The organism is Devosia sp. P1_H9 (assembly GCF_056405135.1).
Genome location: NZ_JBFUCQ010000003.1, coordinates 88,082 through 102,757 on the forward strand (window position 1 = coordinate 88,082; position 14,676 = coordinate 102,757).

Here is a 14,676-nt window from a genome sequence, read left to right on the forward strand (position 1 = left end):
GCGTCAGTGGCAGGGGAAGCCGAGCGAATGACGCGTGTCGTGCGCACCATTGTGGATGGCCATGTCGCTGGCAAAGCCGACGCCGCCGACGAGGACGAAGCCGATAAACAATGCCAGCACACCTGCGATGACGCGCTGCGAGACAGAGAGACTGGCGACGGACGCCGTCTGGACCTGAGTATTCATATGCCTGCACCCTCCGTGCGGATGAAAAGGGGGGAGTCCCCGGTTGCACGCTGGCAGGTCTCCTGGCTCACGGGTCGTCGTGTTCTCCGGCCTTCCCGACACCTCGTGGCATCAGTGGCACAGTCGGAGGGCACTCGCCGCTTACAGTTGCGGGGGCAGCCACGGATTTGGTCCCTGATGGGTACGCCGCACCGTGTTCCCTTTTGATCCCCTCGCCCGAACGGGTCCGAGGAACCAACGTGGGGCTATCGTTACGCCGCGGGAGGGGTCGCGGTCAATCTTCGGCCGCGGCGGAATCGGGATAGCCGACGGTGACCGTGTCGACGCGCGCATCGACCTTTTCGAGCAGCGGCTCGGTGGACGAGATCTGCATATCGCCGGAGATGGCATCGACGTTGAGGTCGGCCGGGTAGTCGCCGACGGCGAAGCGGGCCGAGACAATGCAGCCACCTGCAGGAGGTGCGAGCTTGCCGCCCTCGAAGATGGCAGCGCCGCCGTAATCCCAGAAGAAGCCGAACATCTGGAACGGCCCGCCATTCAGCGCTTCGACTTCCTTGACCGTGAGGCCCTGCTTCAGGCCGCCCGGCGCAGTGTCACCGGGCGGGACGGTGAAATAGGCGACGCGCTCGTGCTTTTCCTCGTCCCACCAGCCGAACTCGATGGTCTTGGCGGGATCGTTCGGAAAGACCGTGGTGGCGAGTACGGTGGAGCCTTCGGGACCGGGGACGTCGCCGGTCACTACGTTATCCTTGCCGAAGGTCTCGATCAGACGTGCTTCGGAGCTGTCGCCGGCGAATGGGCCGTCGCAGGCGATGTCGGCGGCCATGGCTGGAGCGGCGAGCAGCAGCAGCGGGAACAGCATGAGGGAGCGCATGGTCGACCTCCGTTTGATCCGTCGATTCTAGCGGACCGCGTTGAGTCTGGGCAGGCCTTGCGGCGGAAGCTGGGCGCGGCGATCAATGGGCTGACCCCAATTGATTCGCGCAGGTGCCCGATGCCCTTCACCTTCCAGACGGTGATGCCGATCCTGTTACTGATCGGCTCCAACGTTTTCATGACCGTCGCCTGGTACGGGCACCTGAAATTCCCCAGCATGGCGATGTGGGTCGCCGTGATGGTGAGCTGGGGTATCGCACTGGTCGAATACTGGCTGGCCGTCCCCGCCAACCGTATCGGCTATGGCGCCTATACGGCGGCGGAGCTGAAGACCATCCAGGAGGTGATCAGCCTCACGGTGTTCGCCGGCTTTGCGGTGTTCGTGCTTGGTGAGAAGCTGACCTGGAATCACGCCGTCGGATTTCTGCTGATCTTTGCCGGGGCGTTCTTCATTTTCCGGGGACCGTTGAAGTAGCCAGCAGCGACTGGTGGGCGAAAGCGCCCGCCCCTGCCCCATCAGCGACGGCGAAGCTGATGTTGTGCATCGGGCGCGCGGCGTCGCCTGCGGCATAGACGCCTGGGATCGAGGTCTGCTGGGTGTGATCGACGACGAAGAAATCGCCGACTGCGCCGGCCTTGGTCTCGCAGCCGAGCTCGACGCCGAGATTGGTGGAGAAGCTGATCGGGGCGTGGACGAAGATCGCCGCAAGCGGCACTGGCTCCGCAGTGGTAACCACCGAGTTCAGCATGCCGTCGTCGTGGTCGAAACGGACCACCGCTTCCTCCACCAGTTTCACCCGCATATCGGCCAATGCGGCCTGTACCGTCGGATCGACGGGGGTGCCGTTGGCGAACAGCGTCAGATCGTTGGTCCACTCGGAGAAGAAGCGGGCGAGGTGCAGGATGTCGCCTTCGCGGAGCAGTAGTCCGAGCGGCCGGTCGGCGACTTCGTAGCCGTGGCAATAGGGGCAATGCAGCGCGCTCTTGCCCCAGCATGCGGCCATGCCGGGGATCGTATCGACGCTGTCGGTAACACCGTGGGCGAGGATCAGGCGGCGGGCCGTGAGCTGTTCGCCGGAGGCGAGCTCAAGCGAAAAGCCGTCGTCGACGGCGCTTGCCGAGATCGCCTCGGCGGTGCGGCGTTCGATGGTCTTGTAGGTGTCGAGCTGGCGGCGGGCCTCGGCGAGCAGTTCACCAGGAGCGGCGCCATCGCGCGACAGGAAGCCGTGCGAGTGGGCGGCGAAACGGTTGCGCGGCTTGCCAGTATCGAGCACCAACACCCTGCGGCGGGCGCGACCGAGCTGCGTGGCGGCGGCAAGGCCGGCAAAGCCGCCGCCGATGATGATGACGTCGTACATGGGACGATCCTGTTGGTACGGAGAATGGCAGCGGCGGCGAGACGTTCCCCGCCGGTGCTTCTTCGGCGCTACTGCGCGAGGCAGGACTTGAGGTTGGTGGCGAGGTTCTCGATCAATTGGCGGTAGAGGCCGGGGCCCTCGTCGAGATTGGCGCCCTCGGGGTCGAGCACGCCCTGCTTGGCGGTGGTGCCTTCGGTAAGGACGTTGACGATCCGCGGGTCGAACTGCGGCTCGGCGAAGACGCAGGCGGCGTCGAGGGTCTTGAGCTTGTTGCGGATCTCATTGATGCGATCGGCGCCGGGAGAGACCTCGGGGCTGACTGTGATCGAGCCCGCGACGTTGAGGCCAAAGCGGTTCTCGAAATACTGGTAGGCGTCATGGAAGACGACGAAGGGCCGGTCCTTGATGGGCGCGAGGCGGGCCTCGGTTTCGGCGATCAGTGCATCGAGATCCGCGGTCTCTTTCGCGGCATTGGCGCGGTATGTGTCGGCATGCTCGGGATCGGCGGCGACGAGGCTGTCGGCGATGGCGGTGACCATCACCTTGGCGTTGGCCGGATCGAGGAAGAAGTGCATGTCGGCTTCTTCGCCGTGACCATGATCCTGGGCCGCGTGCGCATGATCGCCGTCGGCATGCTCCTCGAATGTGCCGCTCTCGCGGGGCGGCAGCAGCTCGATGCCGGGGGCTTGGCTGAGCTCGACGCTGGTGGCGTGGGGGGCGAGCGTGGCGATCGAGTCCTCGAGGAAAAGCTCGAGGCCATGGCCGGTCCAGAACACCAGGCTGGCCGATTGCAGGGCCTGCGCGTCGGAAGGCTTGAGGCTGTAGGTGTGGGGCGAGGCGGCCCCCTTGACGATCAGCGCGGGGGTGCCGAGATCACCCATTACCGCCGCGACGAGCGCGTGAAGCGGCTTCACCGTGGCCACCACGTTCGGCACTTCGGCGAGTGCCATGGGTGACCAGCTGAGCGCCGCGACGAGCGCCAGGAGGAACGGTTTCTGCATCGGAAGACCCCTGTTGGATACGCAGTTCAGAGACGCGATATGTTATGACATTACGCTTTCGATGTGTTACGCTATAACGTAATGGTAGAACGTCAGCAAGAGACGGAAACGTGAATTTCATGGATGCGCGGAGCGGGCACGAGGTGCTGGTGGATGTGGCCGGTGCCGGGGTCAGGCGCGACGGGCGCTGGCTGGTCGAGGGCGTGGACCTGACGATCCGGCGGCGCGAGATCGTGACGCTGATCGGGCCCAACGGCTCGGGCAAATCGACGACGGCGAAGCTGGTCACCGGGGTGTTGAAGGCGGATGCCGGGACGGTGTCGCGGCAGTCGGGACTGCGGATCGGCTACGTGCCGCAGAAGCTCTCGATCGACTGGACCATGCCGCTGACGGTGCGGCGGCTGATGACGCTGACCGGGAGCTATCCCCGCGAGGAGATCGACGCGGCGCTCAAGGCGACGGGGGTGGCGCATCTTGCCAATGCCGAGGTGCAGCATCTGTCCGGCGGCGAGTTCCAGCGCACGTTGCTGGCGCGGGCGATGATCCGCAAGCCCGACCTGCTGGTGCTCGACGAGCCGGTGCAGGGGGTGGATTTCTCGGGCGAGGCGGCGATCTACGACCTGATCGGGCAGATCCGCGACCAGACCGGCTGCGGCATCCTGCTGATCAGCCACGACCTGCATGTGGTGATGGCGGCGACCGATACGGTGATCTGCCTCAATGGCCATGTGTGCTGCCGCGGTACACCGGAATCGGTGGCCAACAGCCCGGAATATCTCAGCCTGTTCGGGGCTCGCGCTGCGACGGCGCTGGCGGTGTATCAGCACCATCACGACCATACGCACCTGCCGGACGGGCGGGTACAGGAGGCGGATGGGCGGATCGTCGAGGCGCATGAGCATGTGCACGAGCATGAGGGGCACGAGGGGCATTCACATGGGTAAGCGCGTGTGGACCCCCACCCCTGTCCCCTCCCCGCAAGGGGGAGGGAGACCCTCCCGATCGATCTTCGTTGCTGCAAGCGCTGAGCAAGCGGGAGGCGTCGATGCTTGACGATTTCTTCACCCGCGCGCTGGTTGCCGGCATAGCGCTGTCGCTGGTGACGGGGCCGCTAGGCTGCTTCATCGTTTGGCGGCGGATGTCATATTTTGGCGATACCATGGCGCACTCGGCACTGCTGGGTGTGGCGCTGAGCTTCCTGTTCGACATCAACCTGACGTTGGGGGTGTTCGTGGTGGCGGTGGCAGTGGCGGCGGCTCTGCTGCTGCTGCAGCGGCGCAACGCGCTTTCCACCGATGCGCTGCTCGGCATTCTCAGCCATTCGACGCTGGCCATCGGGCTGGTGATGGTGGCGTTCATGAGCTGGATCCGGGTCGACCTGATGGGCTTCCTGTTCGGCGATATCCTCGCCGTGTCGGTGACCGACATCGCGGTGATCACCATTGGTGGCGTGGTGATCCTGGCGTTGCTGGTGGGCATGTGGCGGCCGCTGCTGGCGGCGACGGTGAATGCCGAAGTGGCGGAGGCCGAAGGCATGCGGCCCGAAGTGACGCGGGTGATCCTAATGCTGCTGCTGGCGTGCGTCATCGCCATTGCGATGAAGATCGTCGGCGTGCTGCTGATCACGGCGCTGCTGATCATTCCGGCGGCGACGGCGCGCCGGTTGAGCTCGACGCCGGAGCAGATGGCGGTGATCTCGGCGGTGATCGGGGCGCTGGCGGTGGCGGGCGGGCTGTTCGGCTCGCTGCGTTTCGATACGCCGAGCGGACCGTCGATCGTCGTCGCGGCGCTTTGCCTGTTCCTCATTTCCATCGCGCTGCCGGTGCAGCTCTGGCGCGCCAGACGGGAGGCCTGAGCCATGGCCCATAGCCACGAAGCCCACCACCACGAACGGCCGCGCGACCTGACGCGCAACCAGGAATTGGTGCTGACGACACTCAACCATGCCGACGCGCCGCTCTCGGCCTATGACATTCTCGACCGGCTGCGCGACGACGGACTGCGGGCCCCGCTGCAGGTGTACCGGGCGCTGGAGAAGCTGATCGAGCACGGGCTGGCGCACCGGCTGGAGTCGCTCAATGCGTTCGTGTGCTGTGCGGATGCCAATTGCCACGGGCGCAGCAGCGGCACGGCGGCGTTTGCCATCTGCTCGAATTGCGGACGGGTGGACGAGTTCGCGGATCCGGAGGTAACGGCGCGGCTCGCGGCTTGGGCCGGAGAAACCGGGTTTGCGCTGGAGCGGACGACGATCGAGCTGCGCGGTCGCTGCGCCGATTGCCGGAAAGCAGCTGCCTGAAGACTAGCTCGCCTCGCGTAGGGCCTGCTCACCCTGCAGCAGCCGCTCGAGCTGTGCCAGACGCAGCGGGCGGGCGAACAGGTAGCCCTGGAACTCGCGGCAGCCGAGGCGCGACAGCAGCGCGGCCTCTTCGCGCCGCTCGACGCCTTCCGCAGTGACGGCGAGGTTCATGGCGAAGGCGTAGATCATGGTGGACTCGACCAGGGCGGCTTGCACCGGATCGCTGTCGATGTCGGCAACCAGAGAGCGGTCGAGCTTCACGCGATCGAAGCGGAACTGCTTCAGGTAGCCGATCGAGGAGTAGCCGGTACCGAAATCGTCGAGGGCAATGATGATGCCTGAGCCGCGCAGCTGCTCGATGAGCTGGATGGCGCGGTCGGGGTGGGAGACGAGGAAGGACTCGGTCACTTCGAGCTGCAGGCGAGTTGCGGCGACGCCCCACTCCTCCAGCGCCGAAAAGACGATCTGTGGCAGCGTCGGGTTACGAAGCTGCGCCGGCGAGACGTTGACCGAGATTTTGAGATCACCGAGCGGGCCGATCTCCTCGATGGCGCGGCGCAGGGCGAACATGCCGAGATCATCGATCAGGCCCGATGCTTCTGCGGCCGGAATGAACTCGCCCGGCCCCATCGGGCCGGCGGCGCGACGGTTCCAGCGCATCAGCGCTTCGACGCCGAGTATGGTCTGGGTCCGGAAATCGATGATCGGCTGGTACTCGAGGTCGAACTCGCCGGCCTCGAGGCCACGCCGGATATCGGCCTGCAGCTCGATGCGGCGGCGGCGTTGGTCCTCGATGGCCGGATCGTATTCGACGGTGTGGTTGCCGCCGGTTTCGCGGGCCCGCACCATGGCCGTCTCGGCCATCCGGATCACCGAGCCAACGTTGTCACGTGTAGTGGGCGCCGCGACGATGCCGATGCTGAGGCCGATCTTCAGCTTCAGATCGCCGACCGGCACGGGGTCGCCGGCCTTGGCCAGGATGCTCTCGGCAAAGCTGCGGATGAGGGGGAGCGCGTCGTCGCCGAAACGGGCGAGCGTTATCTCAGCCGGGCCGGTCCGGGCCATGATCGCCTGACCGCCGCTGACGGCCTCGAAGCGCTTGGCGAGCGCGAGCAGCAGTTGGTTGGAGGCTTCGCGACCATAGAGACCGACCACGTCGATGAGCCCCTCGACATAGATCTGGGCGATGGCCAAAGGCAGCTCGCCGCGCTTTTTGGGGATGAGGCTGGCGAGATACTCTTCGGCTCCGAACCAGTTACGCAGCCTTGTGGTGCTGTCGTAGCGCGCGTTGTACCAGTCGCGCTCATCGGACACGGCGCGCTGCTTGATCGAATGGCGGAAGGCGGCAAGCACCACGAAGATCAGGACGCCGATGATCAGCATCACCAGCACGGCCACCGTCGCGGTGTGGGCGAAGGCCGGATCGCCCGGGCGGCGGGGCGGCCAATCGATCGTCGCGATGGCGGCACCGGCAGCATCGGTGAGGGCCATCGAGTCGTGGCCGGGCTGCGGCACTTCGACGAGGCGCGGCAGCGGTAGCTGGAAGCGGGTGGCAACGTCGCGCAGCATGATGTCGTCGAGCTGGCGGGCGAGCCACAATACCCGCCGCTGATCGCGCGGGATGCTCGCCTGGCCCGAATTGCCGTGCACCACGGCACCGGCCAGCGCCACCGCTCCCCGCTCGTTGCGCGACAGGTGGGCGACGGTAGCGTCGTCGCCGGATTTGGCGATGCCCGATTCGAGCTGTTCGATCAGTTGTGGAGCGCCGCTGAATAGGTCGCTCAGCTTGCCTTTGACCGGGCCGCGACTAGTCTCCCCGAAGACGATGTTGCCGCCGACATCGGTGAGGATGGCGGTGTCGTAGGTGTCGGAAATCCGGGCTGTGGCGCCCCACACAGAGTCGAGCCAGGCCGGATTGGGCTCGATGTAGGTGTTGATGTACGCCTCGGTCCACGTCGCCTCGTCGGCAGTGCTTTCGGCAAGGCCCACCACCAGGGACTCGACGGCCGCGGCGATGGCGCTGTTGCCGCGATCGGAGTCGATGGCGTTCATCTCCTCGCTCATCAGGTGCATGGCGACGAAGACGAGGGCGCAGACGCCGAAATAGACGGCGACCGCGGGGAGCGCGATCCAGAGCGTGAAATTGAGCAGCGGCGATTTCGATCGCGCAGGTTTCTTGGCGCCGCGGGCGCTAGCGGCCAGTGCCAGGGTCCTTGTGGCAGCTTTCGGCAAGTAGAAACACCGGCGTAGGAAGCATCTCCGAAAACTAAGGGTCGCCACTTAACAGCGGCTTAAGCCGGCGCTGCGGGTACGCCTGTGTCCCTCCTGCTGCTGGTGGGGCCTGAGGCGCGGTGCTAGGCTCCGCCTGCGGCGCCACGTGAGGGGGCGCGTGGCGTTCACCCAGAACAGGGAGGATGCCATGACCAAGGACGAACTGAAACGGATCGACGACCAGGGCCTCGCGGCTTGGGACAAGCACGACGGCGCTGCCTTCGTGAACATGCTGGCGGACGACTTCGTCTGGTACGACTGGGCGACGCCCCAGCCAATCCGCGACAAACAGGCGGCCAAGGCCTTCTTCGACGCCTGGATGACCGCGTTTCCCGACCTGCACACGAGGCGCATCAACCAGGTCGTTGGCGACGACGCCGTGGCGAGCGAACTCGAGTTTGTCGGTACCAATACCGGCCCGATGAACATGGGTGGCCAATCGATCCCGCCGACGCAGAAGAAGGTCACCGGGCGCGGCGACTATTTCGCTCGCATCCGCGATGGCAAGATCGTCGAGTTCCGCACCCACTCGGACGTCGCTGGCTTGATGATGCAGATGGGCATGATGCCCAGCACGGCGACGCACTGAGGCGGTCCCTCAGCCGTCGCCTCCCTCCCCCTTGAGGGTAGGGAGCGAGGGAGGGAGCCGTTCCGTGATCCCCGATGGCCCCCGCCCCACCCCTCCCCTCAACGGGGAGGGGTGCAAGCTACGCCGTAGCGAGGGCGGCCTTCTTGGCGAGCCTTGCCTTGATGCTCTCGACGTCGGCGCGTGGCGTCGCGGCGAACAGGGCCTTGGTGTAGGGGTGCTCGGGATTGGCGAACAGTTTTTCGCGCGTGCCGGTTTCCACTGCCTCGCCGAGATACATCACCATCACCTCGTCGGCGATGTAGCGCACCACCGACAGATCGTGGCTGATGAACACGTAGGTGAGGCCGAACTCATCCTGCAGGTCGGCGAGCAGGTTGAGGATTTGCGCCTGCACCGAGAGATCGAGCGCCGAAACCGGCTCGTCGAGCACCAGCAGCGAAGGCCGCATGATAATGGCGCGGGCGATGGCGATGCGCTGCCGCTGGCCGCCGGAGAACATGTGCGGATAGCGGTTGAAGTGCTCGGGGAGGAGGCCGACCTTGGTCAGCATCTCGAGCGCGAGGTCGCGGCGCTCGGCTGCCGGCATCTTGGTGTTGAGGAGCAAGGGCTCCATCAGCACGTTGCCGATCTTCTGGCGCGGGTTCAGCGACCCATAGGGGTTCTGGAAGACGATCTGCACCTTGCGGCGCATGGCGGCGGTGACGCCGGTCTTGCCGATATCGATGGTTTCACCGTCGATCAGCAGCTCGCCGGCGGTCTGGCGGTCGATCAGGGTGAGGATGCGCGCCAGCGTCGACTTGCCCGAGCCGGATTCGCCGACAATGGCGAGGGTCTTGCCCTGCTCGAGCTTGAAGCTGACGCCCTTCACCGCGTGGACCGTGCGGCTACCGCCGAACAGCGTGCCGCCGATGTGGTAGTCGCGAACGAGGTTGCGGGCTTCGAGGACGGTGGCCATCAGACCGTCTCCTCGAAATTGACGCCTGAGATGGTGGGCAGGCGATCGCCGGTGGCGTTCTCGGGCAGCGCGGCGAGCAGCGCCCGCGTGTAGGCGCTCTTGGGCGCGGTGAAGAGTTCGAGCACGCCCGCCTCCTCCATCTTCTTGCCCTTATACTGCACCACGACGCGATCGGCGGTTTCGGCGACGACGCCGATATTGTGGGTGATCATGATCAGGCCCATGCCGTGCTCGGCCTGGAGGCGCACCAACAGGTCGAGGATCTGCTTCTGGATGGTGACGTCGAGCGCAGTGGTCGGCTCGTCGGCGATCAGCAGCTTGGGGTTACAGGCGATGGCCATGGCGATCATGACGCGCTGGTTCTGGCCGCCCGACATCTGATGCGGGTAGGACTTCAGCCGCTCCGCCGGGTTGGGGATGCCGACCTGGGCAAGCAGTTCGACGGCACGGGCGCGGCGTTGTGCCTTGTCCATGCCGAGGTGGAAGCGCAGTACTTCCTCGATCTGGAAGCCGACCGTGAAGCAGGGGTTCAGGCTGGTCATCGGCTCCTGGAAGATCATGGCAACGTCCTTGCCGATGATCTTGCGCCGGTCGGCCGGCGACATGGCGAGGAGGTCCTTGCCGTCGAAGGTCATCTTGTCGGCGGCGACGGTCGCGGTGGGCGGCAGGAGGCCCATGACTGCGAGCATGGCGACGGACTTGCCGGAACCGGACTCGCCGACGATAGCCAGCACTTCGCGCGCGTCGACATGCAGGTCGATGCCTTTGACGGCGTTGAACACGCCGACCGAGGTGTCGAAACTGACGGTGAGGTTTTTGACTTCGAGTAGGTGCATCGCCTCAGCTCCGCTTGAGCTTGGGATCGAGCGCATCGCGCAGGCCGTCGCCGACGAGGTTGATGGCGAGAACCGTGATCAGAATGGCGAGGCCGGGCATGGTGACGATCCACCAGGCGCTGGTGATGAACTCACGAGCACGCGCGAGCATGGTGCCCCATTCCGGCGTCGGCGGCTGGGCGCCCATACCGAGGAAGCCGAGCGCCGCCGCCTCGAGGATGGCGTTGGAGAAGCTCAGCGTCGCCTGGACGATCAGCGGCCCGAGGCAGTTGGGCAGGATGGTGATGAACATCAGCCGCAGGTGCCCTGCCCCGGCGACCTTGGCCGAGGTGACGTATTCGCGGCTCTTCTCCGAGAGCACGGCAGCGCGGGTCAGGCGGGCAAAGTGCGGCTGCAGCACCAATGCGATGGCAAGCATGGCGTTGAACAGGCCGGGGCCGAGGATGGCGACCAGCACGAGGGCCAGGAGGAGCGAGGGAAACGCGAGGATGATGTCCATCACCCGCATGATCCCGGCATCGACCCAGCCGCGGAAATAGCCGGCGAGTAGGCCGAAGGTCACGCCGGTGAACATGGCCAGGCTGACCACGAAGAAGCCGATGAACAGCGAGTAGCGGGAGCCGTGGATCAGGCGCGAGAGGATGTCGCGACCAACTTCGTCGGTGCCGAGGAAGAACTGCGGCTGCGTGCCGCCGGCCCAAGGCGGAGCCATGCGGATGAACTCACGGAACTGCTGGTCGGGCGTGAACGGCGCCAGGAGGGGCGCGAAGACGGCGACGAGGATCAGCAGCACGAAGACCAGGAGGCCGAGAACGGCGCCGTGGTTCATCGAGAAATAGTACCAGAACTCGCGCAGGCCGCTCATGCGGCGGACGGTGGCTGGAGCGACGGTGGTTTCAGCGGCCATCACTGCACCCTGATGCGTGGGTTGATGACAGCATAGAGGATGTCGACGATGAGGTTCACCGCCATGACGATCAACGCGATGAGCAACAGGCCCGACTGCACCGAGACGTAGTCGCGCTTAGAAATCGAGTCGATCATCCACTTGCCGATGCCCGGCCAGGAAAAGATCGTCTCGGTGAGGATGGCGCCGCCCATCAGCAGCCCGACCTGGAGGCCAATGGTGGTGACCACCGGGATCAGCGCGTTGCGGAAGGCATGGACCCCGACGACACGGCCGGGCTCGAGCCCCTTGGCGCGCGCGGTGCGCACATAGTCCTCGCCCAGCACTTCGAGCATGGCCGAACGCGTTTGGCGCGCGATGACGGCGAGCGGGATGGTGCCGAGGACGATGGCTGGCAGGATGAGGTGCCGAAGCGCGGAGACGAAGCCGGCGGGTTTACCGGCGATGAGGCTGTCGATCAGCATGAAGCCGGTGACGCGCGGGAAGAAGAAGCTGACGGCGATGCGGCCCGAAACCGGGGTCCAGCCGAGATAGCCGGAAAAGAAGATGATGAGCAGCAGGCCCCACCAGAAGATCGGCATCGAATAGCCGGTTAGCGCCACGCCCATGGTGATCTGGTCGAACCATGAGCCGCGCTTGATGGCGGCGAAGATGCCGGCGGGGATGCCGAGCGCGACGGCGATCAGCATGGCGAACAGCGCCAGCTCGACCGTTGCCGGGAAAAGCGTCATGAACTCTTCGATCACCGGGCGTTTGGTGGCGAGCGAGATGCCGAAATTGCCCTGCAGGATGCCGCCCACGTAGTTGAAATACTGCTGCCAGATCGGCAGGTCATAGCCGTACTGGTGCTTGAGGATCTCGTAGCGTTCGGGGGTGACGCCGTACTGGCTGGCCATCGCAAGGATGGGGTCGCCGGGCAGCAGGCGGATGAAGGCAAACGACGCAATGGTGATGCCGATGATGGTCGGCACGATCAGGGCGAGTTTCTGAAGGATGAATCGCAGCATTGGGTACGCCAAGGGGCGGCGCCGGTGATGGCGCCGCCCCTCGAACTCTATCTCTAATTATTCGGTTACGTCGACATTGTCGAAGCGGTGAATGCCAAGCGGATCCATGGTGTAGCCCAGGACGCGCTTGTTCATCGGCATGAAGACCTTGGAGTGGGCGATGGTCATCGCCGGCTCTTCGGCTTTGAAGATCTCCTGGGCCTTGGTGTAGAGCGCGGTGCGCTCGGCCTGGTCGGAAACCTTCTTGGCGTCCTGGATGGCCTTCTCGAAGTCGTCGTTGCACCAGCTCGAGTAGTTGGACACGCCAATGGCCGAGCAGGAGAACAGGGTCGCGAAGAAGTTGTCCGGATCGCCGTTGTCGCCGGTCCAGCCGATCTGGAACGCACCCGGGCGGTCCGGCTTCTTGCCGCGCTCGCGATACTCGGTCCACTCATAGGTGACGATGTTGGCAGTGACGCCGACAGCGGCCCAGTCAGCCTGGATCAGTTCAGCAACGCGCTGCGCGTTCGGGTTGTACGGACGCGACACCGGCATGGCCCAGAGGTCCAGGGTCAGACCCGACACCCCGGCATCAGCCAGCATCTTCTTGGCCGCTTCCGGATCGTAGGCTGTGTCGACGATCTTGTCGTCATAGGACCACATGGTCGGCGGGATCAGGTTCTTGGCCACCTGGCCAGCGCCTTCATAGACCGCGTCGACGATCGCCGTCTTGTTGATGGCCATCGACAGCGCCTTGCGGACGTTGGCGTTGTCCATCGGGGCAATCGTCGTGTTGTACGACATGTAGCCGATGTTGAGGCCTTCCTGCTCCAGCACCTGGAGGTTGGCATCATCCTGCAGACCAGCCACGTCGGCCGGGGCGGGATAGCTCATGATGTCGCATTCACCGGCCTTGAGCTTCTGCGCACGCACCGCGGGATCCGTAGTGATGGCGAAGATCAGGTCGTCGATCGCCACCTTGCCGCGCCAGTAGTCGGCGAAGGCCTGGTAACGGATGACAGCGTCGGTCTGGTAGTCGACGAACACGAAGGCGCCTGTGCCCACCGGCTTGTTGGAGAAGTCGGCGAGAGCGGCCGGGTCATTCTTGGCCAGCAGCTGGTCAGCGTACTCCTTCGACACGATCGAGGCGAAGTCCATGCCGAGGTTCGCGATCATGGGAGCGTTCGGCTCGTTGAGCGTGATCACGACGGTAAGGTCGTCAGCGCCCTTCTCGACCGACTTCAGGAACTTGGGCATGTCCATGCCCTGGAAATAGTCCCACGAGATGCCCTCGAGGTACTTGTTCCACGGATTGTCTTCCTTCCACTGGCGCTCGAGCGAGAAGATCACGTCGTCGGCAGTGAGGTCGCGGGTGGGGGTGAAGTAGGACGTGGTGTGGAACTTCACACCGGGACGCAGCTTGAAGGTGTAGACGAGCCCGTCATCGGACACGGTCCAGCTCTCGGCGAGACCCGGGATGACGGCGGTGCCGCCATGCTCGAACTCGACAAGGCGGTCATAGATGGCGCGCGACGAGGCGTCGAAGTCGTTACCACCGGTGGTCGGACCGGGGTCGAAGTGCGCCGGCGAAGCTTCCGAGCAGAATACGAGCTGCTTGGCATACACGCTGCCGCCCATCACAGCGACGAGCGCAGTGGCGGCGAGCAGGGTTTTCATCAATTGCATGATGGTTGTCTCCCGAAAAGCATTGCGCCCCGGCGTTCAACGGCAAGGAGTCCCTCGTGCCGGCCGGAGCTTGGCGCGCAACAAAGCGCTTTTTCTTCCGCCACGCAATGGCCCAGTTTGACCGGTTGGTCAAAGCACCGTCATGGAGAAAGCGATTCCGCAAACTGCGCGATCGCCGCAAACCTGAGTTTCTCGGCAGGTAAATCGGTTGCGCGGCGGAGATCGATCCCACAGCCGGGCGATTGACGATTGTGGCGAGGTGCCGCAAATGATCGTCGCATGACTCAATCGATCGCCACAATCGCCCTCGTCGTCGCGGACTACGACGATGCCATCGCCTTCTACTGCGGGAAGCTGGGATTCGCGCTGCTCGCCGATACCGACATGGGCGGTGGCAAGCGGTGGGTGGCGGTGGCGCCGGCCGGTGGTGGGGCGAAGCTGCTGTTGGCCAAGGCCGATGGCGTGGAGCAGGCCGCCCATGTCGGCAACCAGACCGGCGGGCGGGTGGGCTTCTTTCTCGAGACGGACGACTTTGCGCGCGACCATGCGGCGTATGTCGAGCACGGGGTAAAATTCCACGAGGCGCCGCGACATGAGGTCTATGGCTCGGTGGCGGTGTTCGAGGATCTCTACGGAAACAAGTGGGACCTGATCCAGCCGAAGGGCTGAGCCGGATCGGCGTTCCATCGCTTGTCGCCGATGGATGGCGGGGCTAGGCTCGCGCTCCTT

General features: G+C 65.0%; 16 protein-coding genes and 1 riboswitch. Of the genes, 6 read left to right on the forward strand and 10 right to left on the reverse strand.

The genetic code is table 11. The features are described from left to right. Positions 1–3: 3 nt before the first annotated feature. Both AC1DYL_RS06560 and AC1DYL_RS06565 read right to left on the reverse strand, forming a co-directional pair. Entirely contained in the window at positions 4–186 is a 183-nt protein-coding gene (locus AC1DYL_RS06560; RefSeq protein ID WP_477151010.1) for a CbtB domain-containing protein, read from the reverse strand. Positions 187–221: 35 nt separating this feature from the next. After that, positions 222–440: riboswitch (cobalamin riboswitch) on the reverse strand. Positions 441–460: 20 nt separating this feature from the next. After that, positions 461–1,060 (reverse strand): hypothetical protein, encoded by a 600-nt coding sequence (locus tag AC1DYL_RS06565; protein WP_477172499.1) that lies wholly within the window; start codon positions 1,058–1,060, stop codon positions 461–463. Between the two features lie 120 nt (positions 1,061–1,180). Between AC1DYL_RS06565 and AC1DYL_RS06570 the strand changes: the two genes are divergently transcribed. Then, the gene (locus AC1DYL_RS06570; protein WP_477151008.1) at positions 1,181–1,537 is read left to right on the forward strand and encodes a DMT family protein; all 357 of its coding nucleotides are present in this window, start codon (positions 1,181–1,183) and stop codon (positions 1,535–1,537) included. Here AC1DYL_RS06570 and AC1DYL_RS06575 read toward each other — a convergent pair. Together AC1DYL_RS06575 and AC1DYL_RS06580 are read right to left on the reverse strand one after the other, a co-directional pair. Beyond that, positions 1,512–2,420, reverse strand: coding sequence for an NAD(P)/FAD-dependent oxidoreductase (locus AC1DYL_RS06575; RefSeq protein ID WP_477172500.1), 909 nt, complete (start codon positions 2,418–2,420; stop codon positions 1,512–1,514). The two genes, AC1DYL_RS06570 and AC1DYL_RS06575, sit on opposite strands and share 26 nt — an antisense overlap. Before the next feature lie 68 nt (positions 2,421–2,488). After that, the gene (locus AC1DYL_RS06580; RefSeq protein ID WP_477172501.1) at positions 2,489–3,421 is read right to left on the reverse strand and encodes a zinc ABC transporter substrate-binding protein; all 933 of its coding nucleotides are present in this window, start codon (positions 3,419–3,421) and stop codon (positions 2,489–2,491) included. 119 nt (positions 3,422–3,540) lie between these two features. Between AC1DYL_RS06580 and AC1DYL_RS06585 the strand changes: the two genes are divergently transcribed. The 3 genes from AC1DYL_RS06585 (at position 3,541) to AC1DYL_RS06595 (ending at position 5,717) form a co-directional block, all read left to right on the forward strand. Then, on the forward strand, positions 3,541–4,365 hold the full coding sequence (locus AC1DYL_RS06585; protein ID WP_477172790.1) for an ATP-binding cassette domain-containing protein: 825 nt from the start codon (positions 3,541–3,543) through the stop codon (positions 4,363–4,365). A 101-nt stretch (positions 4,366–4,466) separates the two neighbouring features. Then, positions 4,467–5,276, forward strand: coding sequence for a metal ABC transporter permease (locus tag AC1DYL_RS06590; RefSeq protein ID WP_477172502.1), 810 nt, complete (start codon positions 4,467–4,469; stop codon positions 5,274–5,276). A gap of 3 nt (positions 5,277–5,279) precedes the next feature. Further along, entirely contained in the window at positions 5,280–5,717 is a 438-nt protein-coding gene (locus AC1DYL_RS06595; RefSeq protein ID WP_477151004.1) for a Fur family transcriptional regulator, read from the forward strand. A 3-nt stretch (positions 5,718–5,720) separates the two neighbouring features. Here the strand turns inward: AC1DYL_RS06595 and AC1DYL_RS06600 are convergent, their stop codons facing one another. Next, positions 5,721–7,949 (reverse strand): putative bifunctional diguanylate cyclase/phosphodiesterase, encoded by a 2,229-nt coding sequence (locus tag AC1DYL_RS06600; RefSeq protein WP_477172503.1) that lies wholly within the window; start codon positions 7,947–7,949, stop codon positions 5,721–5,723. 187 nt (positions 7,950–8,136) lie between these two features. Here AC1DYL_RS06600 and AC1DYL_RS06605 point away from each other — a divergent pair, with 187 nt between their 5' ends. Further along, positions 8,137–8,577: an ester cyclase gene (locus tag AC1DYL_RS06605; protein ID WP_477151002.1), complete on the forward strand. Its 441-nt coding sequence runs from the start codon at positions 8,137–8,139 to the stop codon at positions 8,575–8,577. A gap of 118 nt (positions 8,578–8,695) precedes the next feature. On the opposite strand, the gene AC1DYL_RS06610 is transcribed toward AC1DYL_RS06605, so the two are convergent. The 5 genes from AC1DYL_RS06610 to AC1DYL_RS06630 are packed head-to-tail and all read right to left on the reverse strand — an operon-like array spanning position 8,696 to position 13,947. Then, positions 8,696–9,532 carry a dipeptide ABC transporter ATP-binding protein gene (locus tag AC1DYL_RS06610; RefSeq protein WP_477172504.1) on the reverse strand — a complete coding sequence of 279 codons (837 nt, stop codon included), beginning with the start codon at positions 9,530–9,532 and terminating at the stop codon, positions 8,696–8,698. Then, positions 9,532–10,368: an ABC transporter ATP-binding protein gene (locus AC1DYL_RS06615; RefSeq protein WP_477172505.1), complete on the reverse strand. Its 837-nt coding sequence runs from the start codon at positions 10,366–10,368 to the stop codon at positions 9,532–9,534. The genes AC1DYL_RS06610 and AC1DYL_RS06615 overlap by 1 nt, the downstream gene beginning before the upstream one ends. 4 nt (positions 10,369–10,372) lie before the next feature. Beyond that, complete coding sequence (locus AC1DYL_RS06620) at positions 10,373–11,275, reverse strand: ABC transporter permease subunit (protein WP_477150999.1); 903 nt, start codon at positions 11,273–11,275, stop codon at positions 10,373–10,375. Next, a complete protein-coding gene (locus AC1DYL_RS06625; RefSeq protein WP_477150998.1) occupies positions 11,275–12,282 on the reverse strand; it encodes an ABC transporter permease subunit in 1,008 nt (335 codons plus the stop codon). The genes AC1DYL_RS06620 and AC1DYL_RS06625 overlap by 1 nt, the downstream gene beginning before the upstream one ends. Positions 12,283–12,339: 57 nt before the next feature. Further along, positions 12,340–13,947, reverse strand: coding sequence for an ABC transporter substrate-binding protein (locus tag AC1DYL_RS06630; protein WP_477172506.1), 1,608 nt, complete (start codon positions 13,945–13,947; stop codon positions 12,340–12,342). Positions 13,948–14,226: 279 nt separating this feature from the next. Here AC1DYL_RS06630 and AC1DYL_RS06635 point away from each other — a divergent pair, with 279 nt between their 5' ends. After that, on the forward strand, positions 14,227–14,616 hold the full coding sequence (locus AC1DYL_RS06635) for a VOC family protein (protein ID WP_477172507.1): 390 nt from the start codon (positions 14,227–14,229) through the stop codon (positions 14,614–14,616). Positions 14,617–14,676 lie beyond the last annotated feature (60 nt).

Coding starts and splice junctions, on each gene's coding strand:
- AC1DYL_RS06560 (WP_477151010.1), bottom strand. CDS start 186: ATGAATACTCAGGTCCAGACGGCGTCCGTCGCCAGTCTCTCTGTCTCG.
- AC1DYL_RS06565 (WP_477172499.1), bottom strand. CDS start 1,060: ATGCGCTCCCTCATGCTGTTCCCGCTGCTGCTGCTCGCCGCTCCAGCC.
- AC1DYL_RS06570 (WP_477151008.1), top strand. CDS start 1,181: ATGCCCTTCACCTTCCAGACGGTGATGCCGATCCTGTTACTGATCGGC.
- AC1DYL_RS06575 (WP_477172500.1), bottom strand. CDS start 2,420: ATGTACGACGTCATCATCATCGGCGGCGGCTTTGCCGGCCTTGCCGCC.
- AC1DYL_RS06580 (WP_477172501.1), bottom strand. CDS start 3,421: ATGCAGAAACCGTTCCTCCTGGCGCTCGTCGCGGCGCTCAGCTGGTCA.
- AC1DYL_RS06585 (WP_477172790.1), top strand. CDS start 3,541: ATGGATGCGCGGAGCGGGCACGAGGTGCTGGTGGATGTGGCCGGTGCC.
- AC1DYL_RS06590 (WP_477172502.1), top strand. CDS start 4,467: ATGCTTGACGATTTCTTCACCCGCGCGCTGGTTGCCGGCATAGCGCTG.
- AC1DYL_RS06595 (WP_477151004.1), top strand. CDS start 5,280: ATGGCCCATAGCCACGAAGCCCACCACCACGAACGGCCGCGCGACCTG.
- AC1DYL_RS06605 (WP_477151002.1), top strand. CDS start 8,137: ATGACCAAGGACGAACTGAAACGGATCGACGACCAGGGCCTCGCGGCT.
- AC1DYL_RS06610 (WP_477172504.1), bottom strand. CDS start 9,532: ATGGCCACCGTCCTCGAAGCCCGCAACCTCGTTCGCGACTACCACATC.
- AC1DYL_RS06615 (WP_477172505.1), bottom strand. CDS start 10,368: ATGCACCTACTCGAAGTCAAAAACCTCACCGTCAGTTTCGACACCTCG.
- AC1DYL_RS06620 (WP_477150999.1), bottom strand. CDS start 11,275: ATGGCCGCTGAAACCACCGTCGCTCCAGCCACCGTCCGCCGCATGAGC.
- AC1DYL_RS06625 (WP_477150998.1), bottom strand. CDS start 12,282: ATGCTGCGATTCATCCTTCAGAAACTCGCCCTGATCGTGCCGACCATC.
- AC1DYL_RS06630 (WP_477172506.1), bottom strand. CDS start 13,947: ATGCAATTGATGAAAACCCTGCTCGCCGCCACTGCGCTCGTCGCTGTG.
- AC1DYL_RS06635 (WP_477172507.1), top strand. CDS start 14,227: ATGACTCAATCGATCGCCACAATCGCCCTCGTCGTCGCGGACTACGAC.